This window comes from Luteimonas sp. A537 (assembly GCF_054052065.1).
In genome coordinates, this window is sequence record NZ_JBSVRH010000001.1 from 1 (window position 1) to 17,671 (window position 17,671).

Consider the following 17,671-nt stretch of genomic DNA (forward strand, 5'->3'; position numbering starts at 1 on the left):
TCCACACTTCGGCCTGGGCGATGGGGTCGTTCTCGCCTTTGTTGTGCAACGCGAACACCAGCCGGACGGCCTGGTACTTGCGGTCGTTGATCTCGCGCTCAATGGCCAGCACGCCCATCGCCAGCAGTTCATCGTCCAGGCCGTGCGCGCCCCATGCGTCCGGATTGTCCATCTGGGTGCCTCCGAAACGGCCTTCGGTACTCTTGTGCCTGCCGAAGAAGCTGCGGTCGGGAAACTTCTCATTCTCGTCGTGCTCCAGGCTGGCCGCATAGAGGGCCCAGGCTACACCGACGATGAACAATACGATGCCCACGCCTGTGGCGGAGGCACCGATCAAGGCTGCTGCCGAGGTGCGCAAAAGCGTGCCTCCCACCAGCCGCATAGCGACTTGCTGACCAGCACGTGCGGCCAAAGCAGCACGCCACGTCGTGAACGCACCATGGCGCGGGGCACGAACTCGATGTAGGCAGGATTGAGCGCCTGAACCGCGTCATGCGCGTTGGGCGGCAGCTCCGCCGGCTTGTCTCACCCCGGGCTAACAGCAAGCCCCAGCCCCCCCCCTGCTTGGGGAGCTCCTTCATTCCCAGCAGCAGGTTGCGTGCCATTTTGTGGGTGCTTCGACTCATCGGCGCGCCACCGGAAAGCGCAGCACCGTCTCCAGTGCCGGCAGCTGTTTCCGGTCAGGCTTGTAGACCAACTCCATGCCGAAGTCGTCTACGTCCACGAATTGCTTGCCCCGGATTGGAACGCCATCCTTCAGCATCTTCTCCTGCCTTTTTAGCGGCGTATGAAGAATACTGCGAACATTCATCGCGACGTAACCGAACGTATAAACCAGCGGAACGCCTAACGTGTCCTGCAGGTGCTCGCGGAGAAAGGCATATTCCTTTTCTGGCGATCCGCGCATTCAATCAACACCTGATGGGCGGTTCCTCGGCCTCGAGGCTGGACGCGCCGACGGTCGCCATGTAGCGCCGGCACCTCTCAATCCGCGAGCAGGCGTCTTTTCGCACAAGTTTCACCGATCGACAGCCAGCGCCATTTTGTTCACATCGACCCCATTGCCGGCAAGCAGATACTTCCCGGACATTACCCGGCGCGACAAATGGCCGGTGCATGCCAGCAGCAGTGCCGGCAGCATCAGGTTCAGCAGCGGAACGGCGGCAACCAGGATCAGCATTGCCCCGAGGAAGGTTGCCGGACCATTACAGCATGTGATCAATCGTGCCCGTTCGCCCTTCGACAGCCCTTTCGGCATCATCCAGTACAACGCGGGCCGTACCACCCAACGAGACAGCAACACCAGCATCAAGATGCCTCCGAGAATCGGTACGCACAACGCAATGCCCCACTTCAAACGCTGGCGCCAGCTCACGACTGGAACCTCACGCCACGTCGATTCGTCGGAAGATCCGGTATCGCTGTCTGCGAATGTCAGCTCGATATGCTCGCGCATCACGCCTCGTGACAGCATCATCGTCGTGATCAGGTAAGCAACGAGCCATAGCAGCACCACCACGGCCGCTGCCAGCGCCAGGATATAGAGCAGGACGACAGCGATATTGAACAGCAAGATCATTGCGTTCGGGATGCCCGGGAGCACCACCTCGCCGATCGCCGCCATGCCTCCGGATGCGCTGTACGGAATGGTTGCAACCTGCGTCACCATTCCCAGCGGCAGCATGAGCCCCATCACCAGGCTGAAGGCGAGCAAGAAAGCGATCTGACCGACCTGGTCGTGGAAGTGCAGGAACACAGCCAGCCAGAGCACTCCCACGCCAAGGCCGAGCGCGCAGGACCGGATCAACACCTGCGCGCGCAGGGCGGTCACGAAGCCCAACGCCAAGCACGTAGATGCCTCGCGAAAGTCCCTCCATGCCGCAAGTACGTTCCCTCGAGTCCACGCCCATGTGCGTGAACCAAGTGAGTCAGCACGTTCGACCGGCAACGAACGCCGCTCACGCTCTAAAGTAGGCAAGTCCATGCTCCTTCGTGTCTCGACTTGCCGGACGGCAGCAACTCGCCGCACTCACGGCTACGGCAGCTTCTGCAACTCCGGCATAATGGGTGTGGTCGGCCGTAGGTACAGGTTGCGCAACAGCTTGTCCAGCCGCTCGCGGCTCTCGGCAAGCGGTGGCGGGTCCTGTTCCAGGCTGTTGATCTGCCTGCGCGTGAAGCTCTGCATCTCGACGGCGATGAACGGCCAAGCCTGGATGCCCTCCACCCCGTCGTTGCCGGTGTACACCGCATACGACATCACTTCCGGCTCGCCCTCGTCGGCAGTGTTCAATGACATCCCGCCCTGGTCCGCGCCGACAGGCCCCAGTTTCGCCCCGCGAAGACCGATTATTTCCTGCTTGCGGCCAGCGGTCAGCGGACCCGCGAGCAGGCCGCTTGCCGACAACGTACCGGCCCACAACGCCGCCGGTTGCGGGCGTCTTGCCTCCCCAGCATCCATGCCCACCACCAAGCCGGTATCGAGGGTGTAGACCACGCCCGGGCGATCCGGATAACGGAACGTTGCCTTGGCGTGGTAATCCCCGGTGCCGTCATCGGCAAGGAAAGCGTATGGGTAGCAGATGCCTGGCTCGGTCGGAATCTCATAGGCCTCGCGTGCGCGGAACCGCGACATCAGTTCCCGCAGCCACGCGGCGTCCTGCTTCTGGGCTTCACCCTCGCCATAGGCTCGGATGTAGAACAAGCGGTCCTGGCGATGCAGGAATAGGTGGTAGATGCTCTTATCGTCCTGATAGGCAAAGCTGTCCGGCAGGCCCAGGTCGACGATCTTCCACGCTTCCCACATTGCGATGAACTCGTTAGCTTTGTCGATTTTGTCTTGATAAGCACTGGCCAATAGTTCGCTCAATTCATCGTTCGCCGCTTTTTTCTCTGCCATGGCGGCCTCAAAGCCGGGGATTCGCGCTTTCGCAGCGCGGATGTTGCTCTCCTTGCTCTCAATGAACGTGTCCCGCCGCTGCTTAATCCACTCCACCTGCAACGGATACGACATCCGAATATTCAATTGTCTGTAGCGGAACATTTCCCCACGCGCGCCCGGCACACCATCGGGGAACTGCATGGCCTCCGGGATATCCTCTGGATCCGGTGACAGCGCCCACTCCAAGTTGTTGGGCGCGTCGAACACCAGCCGCCCCAGACATTCGCGCCGCGCCTGCACGCCGCCCACGGGCTGGTAGTCGCGGATCTCCCGCAAAGTTTGCAGGTGGTGCGGGCTCAACTGTGGGAACTCGGGGGCCGGATTCTCAGATGCCCGCCCGCAACCGGACAGCCATAGACTTGCCAATATTCCCCAGGCACACGGATGTTTCATCCCACGGCTTCCTCTTCCTGCGCGTCCTGCCTCATTGCCAGTTGCGTATCGCGGTCGGGCGGTGGGTCGTTGTTGGCCAGTACGGTGAGGCTCGACGCAGAGTTGCTACTCTCCACTCTGCCTGTCCACTCTGCCTGTCCACTCTACCGACACTCGTCATTGAGCCGCCAGCTTTCGTCTTCGAGCTCGTGCATGCGCACACCGTGGAGAAGTGACGCGGCGGGACGGGCACTCTGTAATGACCCATATAACGTCAGTCACCGGGGTACTTTCAGCGGGTCAAATGCCAGCTGTGCCAAGGTTCACTCGTCGAGAATCTCGGCGAACTCGGGAGACTCCACCGTCGTCCGGCGCAGGTGCGTGCTCTTGAGCAACGCATCCAGCCGCGTCTGGGTTTCCGCCTGTGGCGGCGGATTCTCCGCCAACTGCTCGTACTGCAGGCGAGTGTAGGTCTGCGCTTCCACCCCGATGAACGGCCACGTCTGCAATCCGGCGATGCCCTGCAGGCCGGTGAAGATCGTGTAGGTGTGGACGTCCGGCTCGCCGACCTTGGCCACGTTCACCGACACGCCGCCTTGATCCGCGTTGTAAGGCCCGATATGCGCGCCGCGCGGCGTGATCGGATAGATGTCCCGCACCCGGTCCCGGAACACCTCCAGGATCGTGGCCGGATAGCTCATCACCCGCACCGGCGCGGGCGTCGGCATCCACGCCGTTCCGCGCTCGCCGTCCGGCGGGCGGTAACCGGTGTCGATCGAGTACACCACGCCCGGACGGTCGGGATACCGGAACGAGGCATGGGTGTGGTAATCGCCCGTGCCGTCGTCGGCGATGAACGCATGCGGCAGGCACACACCGGGTTCGTCCGGCACGTCGCCCGGTGCGCGTGCACGGAACCGAGACAGCACGTCGCGCAGTTCGGCCAGCATCGCATCCCGGCGCGGGTCGCCATCGCGCAGACCCGGGTGATCGCGAACTATGGTAAACATGCGGCCTTGCAGCAGGAAACGGATGCGGATCTGGCCGGCGCCATCGTCATAGGACAGTTCATCGGGCAGACCGAAGTCCAGCCGCTTCCTATGTCGGGCGTCTTCAAGTTTGACTCGGGATTCGGTCAACCGTTCTTCAAGAATGAAAACCGGCGCATCGGGTCCTTCCTGTTTTGCTGCCTCTAGTTCGGCTTCTAATCCCGCAACGCCCCGCTCCCAAGCTTCTGCATTACTCCCTCCATCGACGAAAGCATAGTGGTCGTGCCTCTTCTGCATATCCGCATGCGTCGCTGGCGCGGACACCCAGATGGACAGGTCGCCATAGGCCAGCCGCTCCTGTCGGTCGCCCGGCACTCCGTCGGCGAACTCCACGAACTCGCTGTCCTCGATCTTGCCCAGCCGGTCGGTCGCCCACTCTGTGTCCGGCATCACCTCGAACGCCAGACGTCCCAGGCATTCGCGCTGCATGCCCGCGATTGCAGCGGGCGCGTAGGCACGCACCTGCGTCAACTGCTCGACATGCCAGGGCCGCAGCCAGGGATGCGTGTCCGGCTTGGGCGAGGTCTGGCTGGCTGGCGTGCACGCCGCCTGGGTACTCGCCAGCAGCAGCACAACCGCAAGTCCGGCATGCTTCATCCAACTTCCTCCCGTTGCGATTTGCTGTCAGCAGGTTCAATCGAGGCCAGCTGCGTACTCTTGTTCTTCGCGTCTTCTAGTTCATTGTTGGCCAGCACGGCCAGCGCGAACTGGGTGTCGTTGGACTCCTGCGCGGTCCACTGTACCGGCAACGCGACGATGAAGCCCTGGATACGCCCCGGCGCGGATTCCGGCGCAAGGCCGGCCACCTCGCTCGGGCGTCCCGGCGCGTCGTAGCGCACGTTCCAGCTCCGCTGCCCACCGTCGTCCGGTCGTGCAGCCTTGCGCCAGAACAGCTCGTCGAACGGCATCCGGTACTTCAGCTTGCCGCGATAGACCGTGGTACCGCTGTTACCCGTACCGCGCCAATCGCTGGGGTATTCCCAGGTGGGCCAGATGCTGGCTGTGCGTGGCTTGTTGTCCTCATTGGGGCCGCTGGGCACCACCGGATGCGGCAGGTTGCGGGGAACAAAGGCGAATGCGGATTCGTAGGCGACCGCATTCTGCCGTGAGACGTCTTGGATACGAAGCCAGGACGCTGGCGCGGCAGGCCGGTCAAGGATTGCGTCCGTCAACAAACCGCTGGCCGCACGTGACCCGGCATGCTTGCCGAAGATGCTTTCCCACAGCCGGCGGCGGAAATCATGCACGCGCTCGCTGACGCGGATATCGCGACGGCCATCGAGCTTGACGGTCTTGTGGGCGCCGCCGGCGACGATGACCGCCAGTTCCGAGTCGCGCCCGCCCAACAGGCTGCGATCGTTGATGTTGGCACTGCCGATCACCGCCACGCGGTCGTCGGCGATCAATAGCTTGCTGTGCACGTAGATCTGTTCGGTGACGGGCCGCCCGCCGATCTCGGCGTGGTTACGCATGTTGAGCAAGGTGAGGTAGTCGACCCAATGCTTCGATGCATCGTAGCGTTCTATCTCTCGCACGGTCATCAATCGCGCTTCCTGTTTCGCTGTTCCAGCTGGCATGCCATTTCGGATCTTGTCGCGCGCCACCAAAGCCCGCCGCACGCCGTTGACCAGGCTCTGCGAGCCGTGGACCAGCGAGTTCATGGTCAGATCCACCTGTCGCATGATGGTGATCTCGTCGAGCTTGCCTTCCGGATGCACCGGGACCACCAGGTACGCATGGAATGGCAGGTCGTCGTCGATCGCACGCTCGATCCGGCTTGCGAGCGCCTTGCCTACCGGGTTCAGCAGCATGCGCTGGTGATTTTCGGAGCCCGCCAGACGGTCGACAATGTGGATGGTCTGCCAGTTGGAGACAATCTGCTTGAGCGAGGCCAAGAACGCCGCGCCCTCGGGATCCTGTTTGATGTCGTCCACCGCGCTCCAGCGGATGTCCGACGGCTGGATGTCGTTGACCGGCTTGCCCTTGATGCCGAGCATCTCCGCGAACCGGTCGTAGCCGGCAAGGCCGTAGTAGGACAGCTGGGCACCGGTCGCTCCGGACCATTGCTTGTCCGGCTCGCGGCTCTCGCCCTCGTGATTGGTCTGGAAGAACTGGCCTTCTATGTACAGAAAGTGCTGCGCGCCGTGGATCGCCTTGAGCATGGCCTTGAGGCAGTTGTTCTGCGCACGTCCGTTGCCCTGTTCGGCGCCTGCGGCACTCTCGTCCCTGAGCAGACGGACGGGCGCGCTGCGCAGCACCTGTACCCAGCACTTCTCGTTGGGCTGCGCTGCGACCTGCGGCCGCGTCGGCACGTGCTCGGCCGGGATCGAGGGACAGTTGGCGCGCGACGGCAACGGAATCCGCAACGTACCGACGACCTTGCGAACGACGCGATCGCTGCGGAATCCGTTGTAGCTATCGCGATAGTTTTTGGCAGCGGCGTTCCAGCGCTGCACGAAATTCCGGCTCAGATCGTAGACGGCTGGCCCGACAATGCCGCAATGCACGTCATGCCAGGGTTGGCGCGGCTGTACGTCCGGATCCGGAAGCCGATCGCTCCCGGGCATTTGTTCCAGCTTCTCGAACAGGCGTTCGTAACGGGAACGCTTGCCGACATTGTTGGCCGTCAACGTGACCAGGACGCCGACCAATGCATTCACGCTTTGCCGCACGACAGTGAAGGTTTCTTCCCGAAACGGCATGCGCGAGATGTCCACACCGTTGAGAATGGCCCAGACGATATCGCCCGCATCCAGAAGATGCTGCGCGCCGCTGGCGAATCCCGCCTCGATGCGCCGGCGCAGGTCGTCGGGCAGGTTGTCCCATGCGAACTCCAATCCGGCCTGGGCGGCATCCACGGGAACATTCCTCATCCGCCGCGAGAAATCAGCCAAAAAATTGTTCTGGTCCCATTTGTCGGCGACCCAGTCCGTCGCATCGTCAATCGCCCCGCCAGCTCTGTCGAGGCCATCGCGTGCACTGGCGAGTACGCCAGTGCTGGGTGACGTCGCGAAGGTCGTCAGCCAACGTGTGCCATGGGGTGAGACGCCTGCGGCAATCAGTTCCAACAGAGTTATGCAATCGCTTCTTTCCCGATGGGTTGGTTCACGGATCGGTGGGACACAGTGGCTGTAGAACTCTTCCAGCCTTCGGCCATTGGCATGCAGCGAGTAGCGGCCATCCTCACGGCGCCCATAGGCCAGGTCGATGCCCCCCACGAACGCTGTTTCGTTGTCGACTACCACCAGTTTCTGGTGATGGGAAAAGAAGGCATTGATACTCGACATGTCGCTCTGGCCGACCGCCGGCAAGCAATAGGCATGTCCATTCCTGGGCTTTCCGTCGCGGGTTCCATTGAGGTGAAATACCGCCAGCATCGTATGCAGATAACCCGTGTCGATCGGTCCTGGTGGGGCCAACCAAGGCAGCACGTAGACCGAAGCGCCGTTCTCGATCGCCTGATCGAGACAGCCAAGAAGCTTGAACCCATCTCCCATCTCAACCGCGTAATTGATCTGCCAGCCAGTCATGAACACGCTTTTCTTCGCTTCACGAATGGCCCTGGACACTTTGGTGAAGTATTCTTGGCCGCCAACGAAGAACTCGACATCGTGCCCGGGTCTGGCCGCCCCGAACACGTCTCCCCAAGCTGGCACACTCGCCGGCGTCACGACGCTCGATGAATTGTTGACCTCCACCGAACGCCCGTTGTTCAGGAACCACTGCGGCTGATGCTCGGATCTTCTTGCATTACCGGTTGAATTGACGCGTTGCGTGATCCTTTCTTCCCGCTCGCTTCCTGCTGTCATGCGCCACTCTCCGTGTCTCCGTACCCGCAGGTTCGGCTCAGACCCAAATTCGATACGTTCATTGGCCTACGCGTCCAGCTTTTTCACAAGCCCGGCATCGCTTGCTTCACCAAGAGACTCCATCGCGTATTCAATTTCACCTACGGCACGCGTGTTGGCCATGTAGGAGCGGGCATCCGGACTGAACCCTGCCGCGCTCATGGCAGCAACGGCTCTATCCTCATCGCTCCAGTCGTCGCGCTCTTCGACCACCGACAGTTTCACTGCTTGACCCGGGTACATCAGCCAAATTCTTCCAGGCCCATGGCGGTATTCGCGTGCGAGTAGCTCCTGATCGGCATCATCAATTTTCACATTGCCCTGAGCATCGGTTTCGCCTTGCAGAATCACGTCGTCTTCTGCGATCAGCGCCATCCCTTGGGGACGCCCCATGCTTTTTACGATCTTCCATGGAGTATCCGCCAGTGGATAGCCTGAAGGGCCGGGAACATCCTTCAAGCTGATATCGAACTTGATTGGTTTCTGGCTCTGCGCGAGGCTGGCCTCAGGTAGGGAAGGCAGTTCCAACATCACGTTTTCTGGCCCGAGCAGCTCCTTCTTCGTCGCCTTGAACTCGATCGTCCCGGGTGCGCCCAGTTCGATGTCCCCGCCTTCCAGCTTCAAGTAGGCCCCTTGTGCGGTTAGCAGTACATGCTTCTTGGCATCAACATCGATGTCGGCCTGCGTGCTGGCAATCGTCACGCTCGTCTTCGCCGCCACCTTCGCCACGTTCCGGTGCGCACGCGCGCTTACCTTGCCCTGCGCCGCATGCAGCGCGATGCCACGCTCCTTGTGCGGCTTGTCTGCCGGCGCTTCACCGCCGTGGGTGAACAGCACGGCACCCTCGGCCACCAGCAGCACCGTCTCGCCCTGGCTCAGCCAGTTCAGGTCCCGGTCTGCGCTCAGCACCGTCTGCGTGCCGGACACCCACACCTGGTCCGCAGGGGTCACGCTGGCAATGCCCGCCGCGCTGCTGCCCACGATGGCCGGCGCGCTCCAGCCCGGCACTTCGCCCTCGCCGCCTTCGATCCCGTTGCCCGGGGCGCTGCCGCTCTGCGTGACCTGCAGCGTCTCCTGCAGGCTCTTCAGTGACGCTTGTGCAGGTAGTTCGTCGGGATCGCCTTCGAGCTGCGCCTGTTGGGTCTTCGCTACGTCCGCCAGCGACTGCAGCAGCTGCTCGCTCTGGCCAAGCTGCTGGTGCGCCACCGGCGCGGCCAGTTGAGGGCTGCCAGGTTCAGTCGTAAGTAGCAAGCCCTGGCCGGCCCGCAGCGCGCCACTGGCTTGGGTGGACAGTTCCGCCCCGAACCCGCGCTCCGCGCCGCGCACGTTGTCTTGCCCGCCTTTCAGGTGGCCGAGCGTCAGCGTGGTCTGCTGCTGGGTGGTGCTGGCCTGGGCACGGCCTTGGCCGGGCGTGTCGTCCAGCCGCAGCTGCTGGTAGCCGCCGCTGCCGCCCTGGCTGTCGGCCAGCGCCTGGCTCTTCAGGCCGGCGTACACCGCGGCGTGCTCGTTGCCCTCGAACCACGCCGGGGCGTTGCCGGTGGCGTTAGCTGCGCCACTGCCGATCCGGTTGTGCGGGGCGTCTTCGTTGCCCGCGCCGTTGTACACGCTGCCCACCACCACCGGGCGGTCGATGTCGCCTTCGAGGAACGCGACCACGACCTCCTGGCCCACGCGCGGGACCATCACGCCGCCCCAGTTGTCACCTGCCCACGGAGTCGCCACTCGCACCCAGGTCCAGGCCTCCGCGGTGCCGGGCGCGTTGTCGTCGCCGCCCGGGTGCGCCTGGCCGCTGCTGGCGTTGCCGCCGCGCTGCCAGTGGAACTGCACCTTGATGCGATGGTCGCGGTCGGTCAGCACCGGGCCGCCGTCGCCCACCACGATCGCGGTCTGGGTGCCGACGACCGTGGGCCGGGGATGCCGCCTGCGGCCGTGGCCGTCGACGGTCTGCGGGCGGTACGGGGTTGCGGCCGGAATGGCTTCGAAACGGTTGCGGTAGAAGCCTTCGCCCAAGTCCAGGTTGGATCCCGCGCTGGATGCGTCAGCTTGGCCAAACGACGCCAGCTCCAGCGCACCCGGCAAGCCGATACCCTGCAGCGCCTGTGCCAGCAGCGGCGGCGGCAGGGCCGCGCCGAGTTCGGCCTCGCTACGTTCGACGATCCCGGCACCCAGGTTGTTACGCGCCTCGTGCCAGACCTGCAGGCAGGTGAATTGCGCCTGGTCGCCACTGTGGTCGGGGTGTTGCGCCAGTTCGAACTGCGCACCCGCACCGAGGCCGCGCCAGCTGCCTTCACCCTCGAAGGTCCGCGCCTGCACCTGCTGCGCCTCCAACTGCTGCCGCGCCCTGCGTTCGCCATCGGCGCTGTCGTGCCAGGCGTAAGGGCCAGCGATGTCGTCGTCCTCCACGCCCATGCCCGACACGTCGTCGCCTTCGGCCGTCGCCGGACGCAGGCCCAGGCTGCGATAGTCCCAGCTGGCGCGCGACAGCCGCGCGGTCTGCGCGCGTCGCGTGCTGCGCCAGACTCGGATGCTGTCCTCGGCCTCGGTGGCGTCCGCGCGGTGGTAGCGGATGCGGCCGCTGTCGGCGAATGCCTCGTTGTGATCGGCCAGCACCAGAGTGTGAGTGCCGCGGGTTTCGCTGGACGGATCACCCGCGTGCTCGAACCAGTACGCAATACCCTCCTCCGCCAGCAGGCGCTGCACGAAGTCGAAGTCGCTCTCGGCGTACTGGGTGGTCAGGCTGCGCTTCGGGTAGACGCTGCGATCGCGCAGCTCCCAGCGCCAAGCCGGGACCAGCGCGCCGGCTTCGGCGTAGTCGGCGAACACGTCCTCGACGATCTCGACAACGCTCTTGTCCTGGAACGCGTAGCTGTCCACGCGCTGGCGCAGCAGTGCCAGCCACGGTTCGATCACCAGCCCGTAGCGCGCCAGGCCGCCGTTGCTGCCCAGCAGCTCGAACGCGGTCACGTGGCCGTGGAACGGCCGCATGCCGCCGGCGTCGGTGCGCAGTTCAAGCAGCACCGGTTGCCCCAACAGCTTGCCGGCGTCGAGCCCGGCGTCGGCCGACAGCACGCCCAGCGACAGGCGAAAGCCGCCTTCGCCAAGCTGTTCCGCCGCCGACAGGGTTTCCGCGACCAGGGCGTCCTGCCCCAGCGCGGTGTGCAACTTCAGCAGCCGACCGCCTTGCAGCGGTGCGGCGCCCAACAGCGTCTGCATCTGAACAAGCGCATCCATGGCTTTGTTTTCCTGTTTACCCGGTGATCCCCACGACGCGTAGCGCCGGGCTATCGCTGCACTGAAGTTGGACCTGGCGGCCCTTCAGTTGGAGTGTGAGCTGCAGGCCCTCGGCTCCTTTCCCACCCTGGGCCGACAGGATGCGCCAGGGATGTTGCTGCAGGTCGGCAAGCAGCCTGCGCGCGTCGTGGCGCGCGGCGACAGGAGCGTTGTCGAGCAGGTCGGCGACCAGCGCCGGCTCCAGCCTGCGCCAGGCACTGTAATCGACGCTCCCCGGCTGGTACGTGCCCTGCCAGTGCTGGTGGATGTTGGCGAGGATGTTCTCGCGCTCGTTGCGGGTGTCAGTAGCCATCGGCTCCTCCTTGAGGTTGATGCCGGATCAGGTGATCCGGTACTTGAATGCGCCCTTCTTGTCCGCTGAAACCTTGATGGCCTCGATCTTACCGCCCTCGGCCATCCTCGCCAGAACGGATTCCGCAATTTCGGGAAGTGCCGTGCCATTGAGGATGTGATCGACGCTGCGCGCGCCGCTGTCGACCTCGGTGCAGCGGGCCAGCACGGCTTCGACCAGGTTGTCGTCCCAGCTGAAGACTGCCTTGTGGTTGGCCTGTACGCGATCCCGGATGCGCCCCAGCTTGAGCTGGATGATCTGCATGAGTCGCCAGCGCCAGCGACAGCTTCGCGAACGCCCGCATCGAACCGATCTCGTACAGGGCCTCTTCCATCGCCGGATCGCTCAGTCCGAACCAGTTCTGCATCAGGTGGATCCGCAGCATCGTCTTCGGCGGATACGGCCGGCGACCCCGTTCCGCGGCGCAGTAGAAGGGTTCAATCCGCTTCACGAGCCCCTTCCAGGGCACCACTTCTTCCATCTCCGCCAGGAACACTTCGCGGCGCGTGCGCTTCTTCTTGCAAGGCTTCGACGAATTCGGCCACGTCGTAGCCCATGTCTGCGCCAAGCGTCAATGCGCCTGGCCCATGTAACGCAGCTCACTGGCGGTCTTGGCCACATCGTGCTCGCTCGCGCACCGGCGCAACGGATGGTTCGCCGGGATGAACTCATCCAGCCGCTTGACCGTGAACAATTACTCGCTGAGAGCGTCTGCGCCGCGTATCGATGATCTACAGTTCGCGTGTGCTCTGTAGCCTATGTGGACTGAGGTACTTCAGCAGCCTGTTAGGGCTGCGCGCCGTCGCCCAGGGCGTCGAACGTCCTCCTCATGCCTTCCGCCGTGGGCACCTTCGGCGTCCATCCAAGCGCCTTGAGGGCGGCATTGGAATGGCGGAAGCGCCGGTACATCGAGCGCACGATGTAGGGCGTGAACACCGCCGGCAGCTGGCCCTTCGAGCGGCGGTTGTAGGCCACCAGGCCCCGCGAACCCAGCAGCAGCGCCCAGTACGGCACCGGCAACATGCGTATCCCGTGCATCCGGGCACGGAACCCGCGAAGGTAGTCCGCGCAGTTCGGCAGGTCGTCGTCCACCACGCTGTACGCCGCGCCGTCCGGCGCCCGCAGTGCCGCCATCGCGATCGCGTCGGCACAGTTCTCCACGTAGGTCAGTGGCAGTTCGGCGCCCCTGCCGAGGCTGAAGAACAGGCCCATCGCGGAAATCCCGACGCGCGACGACGGCCCGGCGGCGCCCGGCCCGTAGATGACCCCGGGACGCAGCGTGACCGTCTCGAGTTCACCGGACTGCCGGTACGAATCGACCAGCTGCTCCTGCCGCGTCTTGGCGTGCGCATACGCGCCCTTGGCGATGCCGACGTCCTCGATCGGCACCGATTCGTCGTGCACCGCGCCCGTCGCCAGGCCTTCGGTGCGGTAGACCGAGAACGAGCTCACCAGCACCAGCCGGCGCACGCCGGAGGCCACGCAGGCATCGAGCAGGTTGCGGGTGCCGACCACGGTGTTGGCGAACATGTCGGCGGCCGATCCGCGCATGCCGGCGGCGGCATGGACCACGCAGTCCACGCCGGCGGTGACCGCATCGAGGTCTTGGCGGTACAGCAGGTTGGCGCCCACGGTCTCGATCGACGCCGAGGGAAAGCGGCCGGCCAACTGCTCGACCAGCCCCGGTGGCGGCCGTCCGCGGAAGTGCATGCGCAGCTGCTCCACGCCCTGCTCCAGCAGACTTGCCGCGACGTGCCGCCCGAGGAAGCCGCCCGCCCCGGTCACCAGGATCCTCATCGCCGCGCCTCCGTCGTGTCCACCGCATCCACGATGGCGTCGATCAGCGTCGCCACCTGCAGGATCTCCGCGGCTGGCACCGGATCCGGCGCGACGCCGCGGATCGCCTCGTGGAAGCGCTCCAGCAGCACCCGCATGCATTCGAAGTAATGGAAGTCGTGGCGTGCGAACGCCGCGACGTTGCCGAGGCCGCTGCGCGCAAAGCGCGCCGACTGCACCCAGGCCGGGAACAGCCGCCCGATCGCGCTGGGCTGCTGCTGCCGCTGGCTGCGCACCAGGGTCCGGGCCCCGTAATCAAGCTCGACCGTGTCGCGCGTTCCGCGCACGGTCATCGCGTGCGACACCGGGCGGGCATGCGAGCTGACCATGCCCGACACCGTCACGCCGTTGCTGCCGGCAAGCAGGAAGCGCAGCTCGTCGGGCATCGCATCGACCAGTGCGCTGCCGCTGTCCGCGCGCATCCGCCACGCCTTGGCATGGACCTCGACCGGGCCCTCCAGGAACGGCACCACCTTCGCCAGCACGTGGTCGATGACGTTGTGGAACAGCTTGCCGGGCAGGCGGTGCACCCAGTGCGCGGGATCGGACATGACCGCGATGCCGTAGTCGCCAGAGAGGTTGTAGCCGTAGCTGGTGTCGATGTGCACCACCTCGCCAAGTCGGCCCTGGTCCAGCAGGCCGCGCAGGGCAAGCGCCGGCGACTCGAAATTGTAGAGGTAGTTCACGCACGCCTTGCGGCCGTTGCGCGTGGCGCAGTCGAGGATCGCCGCGGCCCCGCGGGCGTCGAGCGCGAACGGCTTCTCGACGAACACGTGGCAGCCCGCGTCCAGCGCCATGCAGGCCAGGGCGACGTGCGAGTCCGGGGGCGTGGCCACGTGCACGATGTCCAGCCGCTGCGCTTCCAGCATGGCTGCGACGTCGGTGTAGCCCGCCACGCCCGGCCAGCGATCGGTGAACTGCCCGACCATCAGCGGCTCGCGGTCGCAGGCGGCGACGAGTTCGACGCCGTCGAGGGCGCGCAGCTGTTCGGCATGGCCGTCGGCGATCTTGCCGCAGCCGATGATCCCGACCCGCATCAAACCCCCTCCGCCATGGCCCGGCCCATCCCGGCGCCGGTCACGAGGCCACCGCGCGACGCTCTGTCGCCGCCGCGCGGCTGCCGGCGCCGCCGGCCGCACGGTACCCCGGGCGCGGAACCTCGTAGTCGCGGAAGCGGTTCGGGTCGCCCGCCAGCCCGTCCTCGGCGGCGCGCATGATGTTGTACATCTCGCGGGCGCTCACGTAGTGCAGCTTCCAGTCCCGGCCGTCGTTGTATCGCGACTCCAGGTGATCGTAGGCCTGGTCCATGGGCGTCCCCAGCAGCGTGTCCATGTCGCAATCCTCGGCGCCGTGCGTATGGATCTTCACGAAGGTCCACTCCGGCCGCCCCTCGACGTGGATGCCGGTCCGCACCCAGGCATCGATCCGGTCGGGACTGGGCGGCGCCACGGCGCGGATGTCGCTGTTCTCGATCCGCGGCAGCAGTCCGAACTTGCGGCTCTTCCAGCGCAGGCCCAGCGGCCCCTGGATGATCACCAGGTCGCCTTCGGCCCGGCCGCCCACGCGCACGCGCGCGCCGGTGTCGTGCGACTTCGGCTTCAGCGGATCATCGGTGGCGCGGTAGATGCGGTTGATCGTGCGCGGCTGGCAGGGATTGGGGGCGGCCGGGAAGGTGAAGTCGGCATAGCAGCCTTCTTCGCGCAGCACCGTCAGCTCGTTGTCGACGCCGCAGTGGCCGCCGCCCGGGTGGCTGTTGTCGAGCGCCCAGTCGCCGTGGATGAATGCCCAGCGCGGCTGGCCGGTCACCGGGTCGCGCGGCAGCGCGTCGTGGCGCGTCGCCAGCGTGTCGGCGAAGTCGGCAAGCTTGGCGCGCAGCGTCGCCTCGGTGTCATCGTGGTGGTGCAGGTGGATCTCGATCTCGCCCAGGCCCATGCGGCACAGTTCGACCAGCGAGTCGATGTGCTCCGGGCGATACTCGTCGCCGGGGAAGAAGAACGAATGCACCGGCGGCCGGCCGTCGGCGTCGCGGTGGCCCGCGCACAGCAGCGGCAGGTCGCGCTGCCAGCGCGCCACGCGCTCGCACTCGCGCTCGTATCCCGGCTGCCCCCAACCCGGCTCGTAGTGGTCGACGAAGCAGAACAGCAGGTGCCGCGTGGTGCCCTGCGGCACCGGCGCGCGCCAATCCTGGCGCAGCCAGGAGAGCAGCCAGCCGGCCACGTTGCGACGGTGCAGCAGCCAGGCCGCCGCGACGACCGCCGACAGCAGGGCCAGCGCCGCGGCAAGCGCCACCCATGCCAGGACCGACGCCCACGGGCCGCGCGCCGCCGCCGGCGCGGAGGGGTCCGCGGTTGCCGGTCCCGCAGGCGCCACGACGCCGTGTCCGGACGATGCGGGATCGTCCACCGGCGCGCCGCCATCCATCGGAACGGCTGCCGGCGCCCGCACCTCGGCGCCGAATGCGCCGATGGTCATCGCACCGGTGCGAAGCGAACCGCTGATGTCATCCTCCACCCCGTCCACCGCGATCCCGGCACCGGGGACGGACGCGGTGGCGACCAGGCGGCCGGCATCGTCGACCCGGAACCCGCCTGAAACGCTGTGCGCATCGGCACCCGAGCCGGCCTGCCATCGCGCGAACGGCAGCGGCACCGGCAGGTGCAGGCCGCCACGCCCGGGCCTGCCATCGATGAAGCTGCAGCCGTCGCCATAGGCGTTGTAATCGGTTCCGGGATCGCCGGCGAGCGCGGACAGCCCCCCCATTTCGAGGGAGTGGCGTATCTCGACGCAGTGCCCGCTGTCCATCAGCACCAGGTTGTTGACCAGCCGCGGATTCACGCTGGGCGGTCGCCCGGCATGTGCTTCCCTGTCCTGGAAGGCGATGCCGAAGTACAGCCCGGCGTGGCCGCGGCGGCCGGCATCGACGATGGTGTTGTTGGCCACCAGCGCATCCTTCGCCGCGTACAGCCCGATCCCCGAGTAGCCGGTGTTGCGCACCAGGTTGTTGCGGACCACGCCGCGCACGGACTCGTACCAGCCCGGATTCACCTCGGGATCCAGGTACTCCGGACTGGTGTCGAAGCCGGCCAGGATGCCCGCCACGCCGGTGTTCTCGATCCGGTTGCGCTGCACCACGACGTCGGCGGCGCCGCCCTTGAAGTACAGGCCGGTGGTGGCGACATCGTGGATATGGCTGTCTTCCACCACCATGCCCGAGCCGTTGACGTTGTCGATGCCGTCGGCGTTCATCGCATCGACCGGCGTCCCGGGCGGGTAGATGGCCCCGGTGTTGCGGATCTCGACGCGGCGGATGGTCACGTTGTCCGACTTGGGCGTGATCTTGATGCCGTCGCGCCCGGTGTCGCGGATCAGCAGGTCCTCCAGCACCACGTTCGAGGCCCCGTGTTCACTGGCCGGGCCGCCCTGGTACCAGTTGGTCTGCATCATCACGCCGTAGACCCGGCCACCGCTGAGCTCGAGGTTGCTGATGCGGCTGCCCGATGCCGTCGGGTCCACCTGCACGACGACGGATTCCGGCGTCGCGATGTCGCAGTGGATGTGCGCGCGCTCCCCGGGATGCGAGCGCAACACCAGGCGGACGCGCAGGCGCACGTCGCACTCGTTGTAGGTGCGGTTGCCCGGCGGCGCACGCAGGGTCACGGTGTCGCCGTCCCCGACGAGGTAGTTGGCCGGCGACAACACGTGGCCGACGGTCCGGAACGGGCGCTCCCGGCTGCCGTCGTTCGCGTCGCTGCCCTCGGTTGAAACGAACCATTCGCGCGCGGCGGCGGGCGGCGCGAATGCCACCAGCATGGCAAGCACCATGCAGGCGAGCGGGCCGCGGCGGCGCTGCCAGGCTGCGCCGGCGACGGAGGTTTCGTTGTGCGGCGCGTGGTGCTGGTGCATCGGGTTTCCCGTGTGGATGGCTGGTTGCGCCGTGGTTTCGCGTTGGTATGGACAACGGGAATATCGGCGGCAACAGGCCGCGGTCGGGGATGGCCGGATGATG

The 17,671-nt window shown here is 65.7% G+C and carries 12 protein-coding genes and 1 pseudogene; all 13 read right to left on the reverse strand.

Annotation, left to right across the window (positions count from 1 at the left end; genetic code table 11):
* Nucleotides 1–382 (reverse strand): hypothetical protein (locus tag ACW7GZ_RS00005; protein WP_457007184.1); only part of this gene is annotated, 382 nt, incomplete at its 3' end.
* Nucleotides 383–622: 240 nt separating this feature from the next.
* Nucleotides 623–907 (reverse strand): hypothetical protein, encoded by a 285-nt coding sequence (locus ACW7GZ_RS00010; protein WP_457007186.1) that lies wholly within the window; start codon nt 905–907, stop codon nt 623–625.
* A gap of 111 nt (nt 908–1,018) precedes the next feature.
* Nucleotides 1,019–1,831, reverse strand: a complete 813-nt coding sequence (locus tag ACW7GZ_RS00015; RefSeq protein WP_457007188.1) for a hypothetical protein — start codon at nt 1,829–1,831, stop codon at nt 1,019–1,021.
* A 204-nt stretch (nt 1,832–2,035) separates the two neighbouring features.
* Nucleotides 2,036–3,238: a T6SS immunity protein Tli4 family protein gene (locus ACW7GZ_RS00020; protein WP_457007190.1), complete on the reverse strand. Its 1,203-nt coding sequence runs from the start codon at nt 3,236–3,238 to the stop codon at nt 2,036–2,038.
* 395 nt (nt 3,239–3,633) lie between these two features.
* Nucleotides 3,634–4,956: a T6SS immunity protein Tli4 family protein gene (locus ACW7GZ_RS00025; RefSeq protein WP_457007192.1), complete on the reverse strand. Its 1,323-nt coding sequence runs from the start codon at nt 4,954–4,956 to the stop codon at nt 3,634–3,636.
* On the reverse strand, nt 4,953–8,168 hold the full coding sequence (locus ACW7GZ_RS00030) for a hypothetical protein (protein ID WP_457002004.1): 3,216 nt from the start codon (nt 8,166–8,168) through the stop codon (nt 4,953–4,955). Before ACW7GZ_RS00030 ends, ACW7GZ_RS00025 begins: the two co-directional genes overlap by 4 nt.
* Nucleotides 8,169–8,234: 66 nt before the next feature.
* Nucleotides 8,235–11,438, reverse strand: a complete 3,204-nt coding sequence (locus tag ACW7GZ_RS00035; RefSeq protein WP_457007194.1) for a type VI secretion system Vgr family protein — start codon at nt 11,436–11,438, stop codon at nt 8,235–8,237.
* 16 nt (nt 11,439–11,454) lie between these two features.
* Nucleotides 11,455–11,790 (reverse strand): hypothetical protein, encoded by a 336-nt coding sequence (locus ACW7GZ_RS00040; RefSeq protein ID WP_457003941.1) that lies wholly within the window; start codon nt 11,788–11,790, stop codon nt 11,455–11,457.
* Nucleotides 11,791–11,817: 27 nt separating this feature from the next.
* Nucleotides 11,818–12,093: a hypothetical protein gene (locus tag ACW7GZ_RS00045; RefSeq protein WP_457007195.1), complete on the reverse strand. Its 276-nt coding sequence runs from the start codon at nt 12,091–12,093 to the stop codon at nt 11,818–11,820.
* Nucleotides 12,094–12,106: 13 nt separating this feature from the next.
* Nucleotides 12,107–12,397: pseudogene (locus tag ACW7GZ_RS00050) on the reverse strand (transposase); the annotation flags it as partial.
* A gap of 218 nt (nt 12,398–12,615) precedes the next feature.
* A complete protein-coding gene (locus tag ACW7GZ_RS00055) occupies nt 12,616–13,626 on the reverse strand; it encodes an NAD-dependent epimerase/dehydratase family protein (RefSeq protein WP_457007197.1) in 1,011 nt (336 codons plus the stop codon).
* The gene (locus ACW7GZ_RS00060) at nt 13,623–14,702 is read right to left on the reverse strand and encodes a Gfo/Idh/MocA family protein (protein ID WP_457007199.1); all 1,080 of its coding nucleotides are present in this window, start codon (nt 14,700–14,702) and stop codon (nt 13,623–13,625) included. The genes ACW7GZ_RS00055 and ACW7GZ_RS00060 overlap by 4 nt, the downstream gene beginning before the upstream one ends.
* 40 nt (nt 14,703–14,742) lie before the next feature.
* On the reverse strand, nt 14,743–17,568 hold the full coding sequence (locus ACW7GZ_RS00065) for a right-handed parallel beta-helix repeat-containing protein (RefSeq protein WP_457007201.1): 2,826 nt from the start codon (nt 17,566–17,568) through the stop codon (nt 14,743–14,745).
* Nucleotides 17,569–17,671 lie beyond the last annotated feature (103 nt).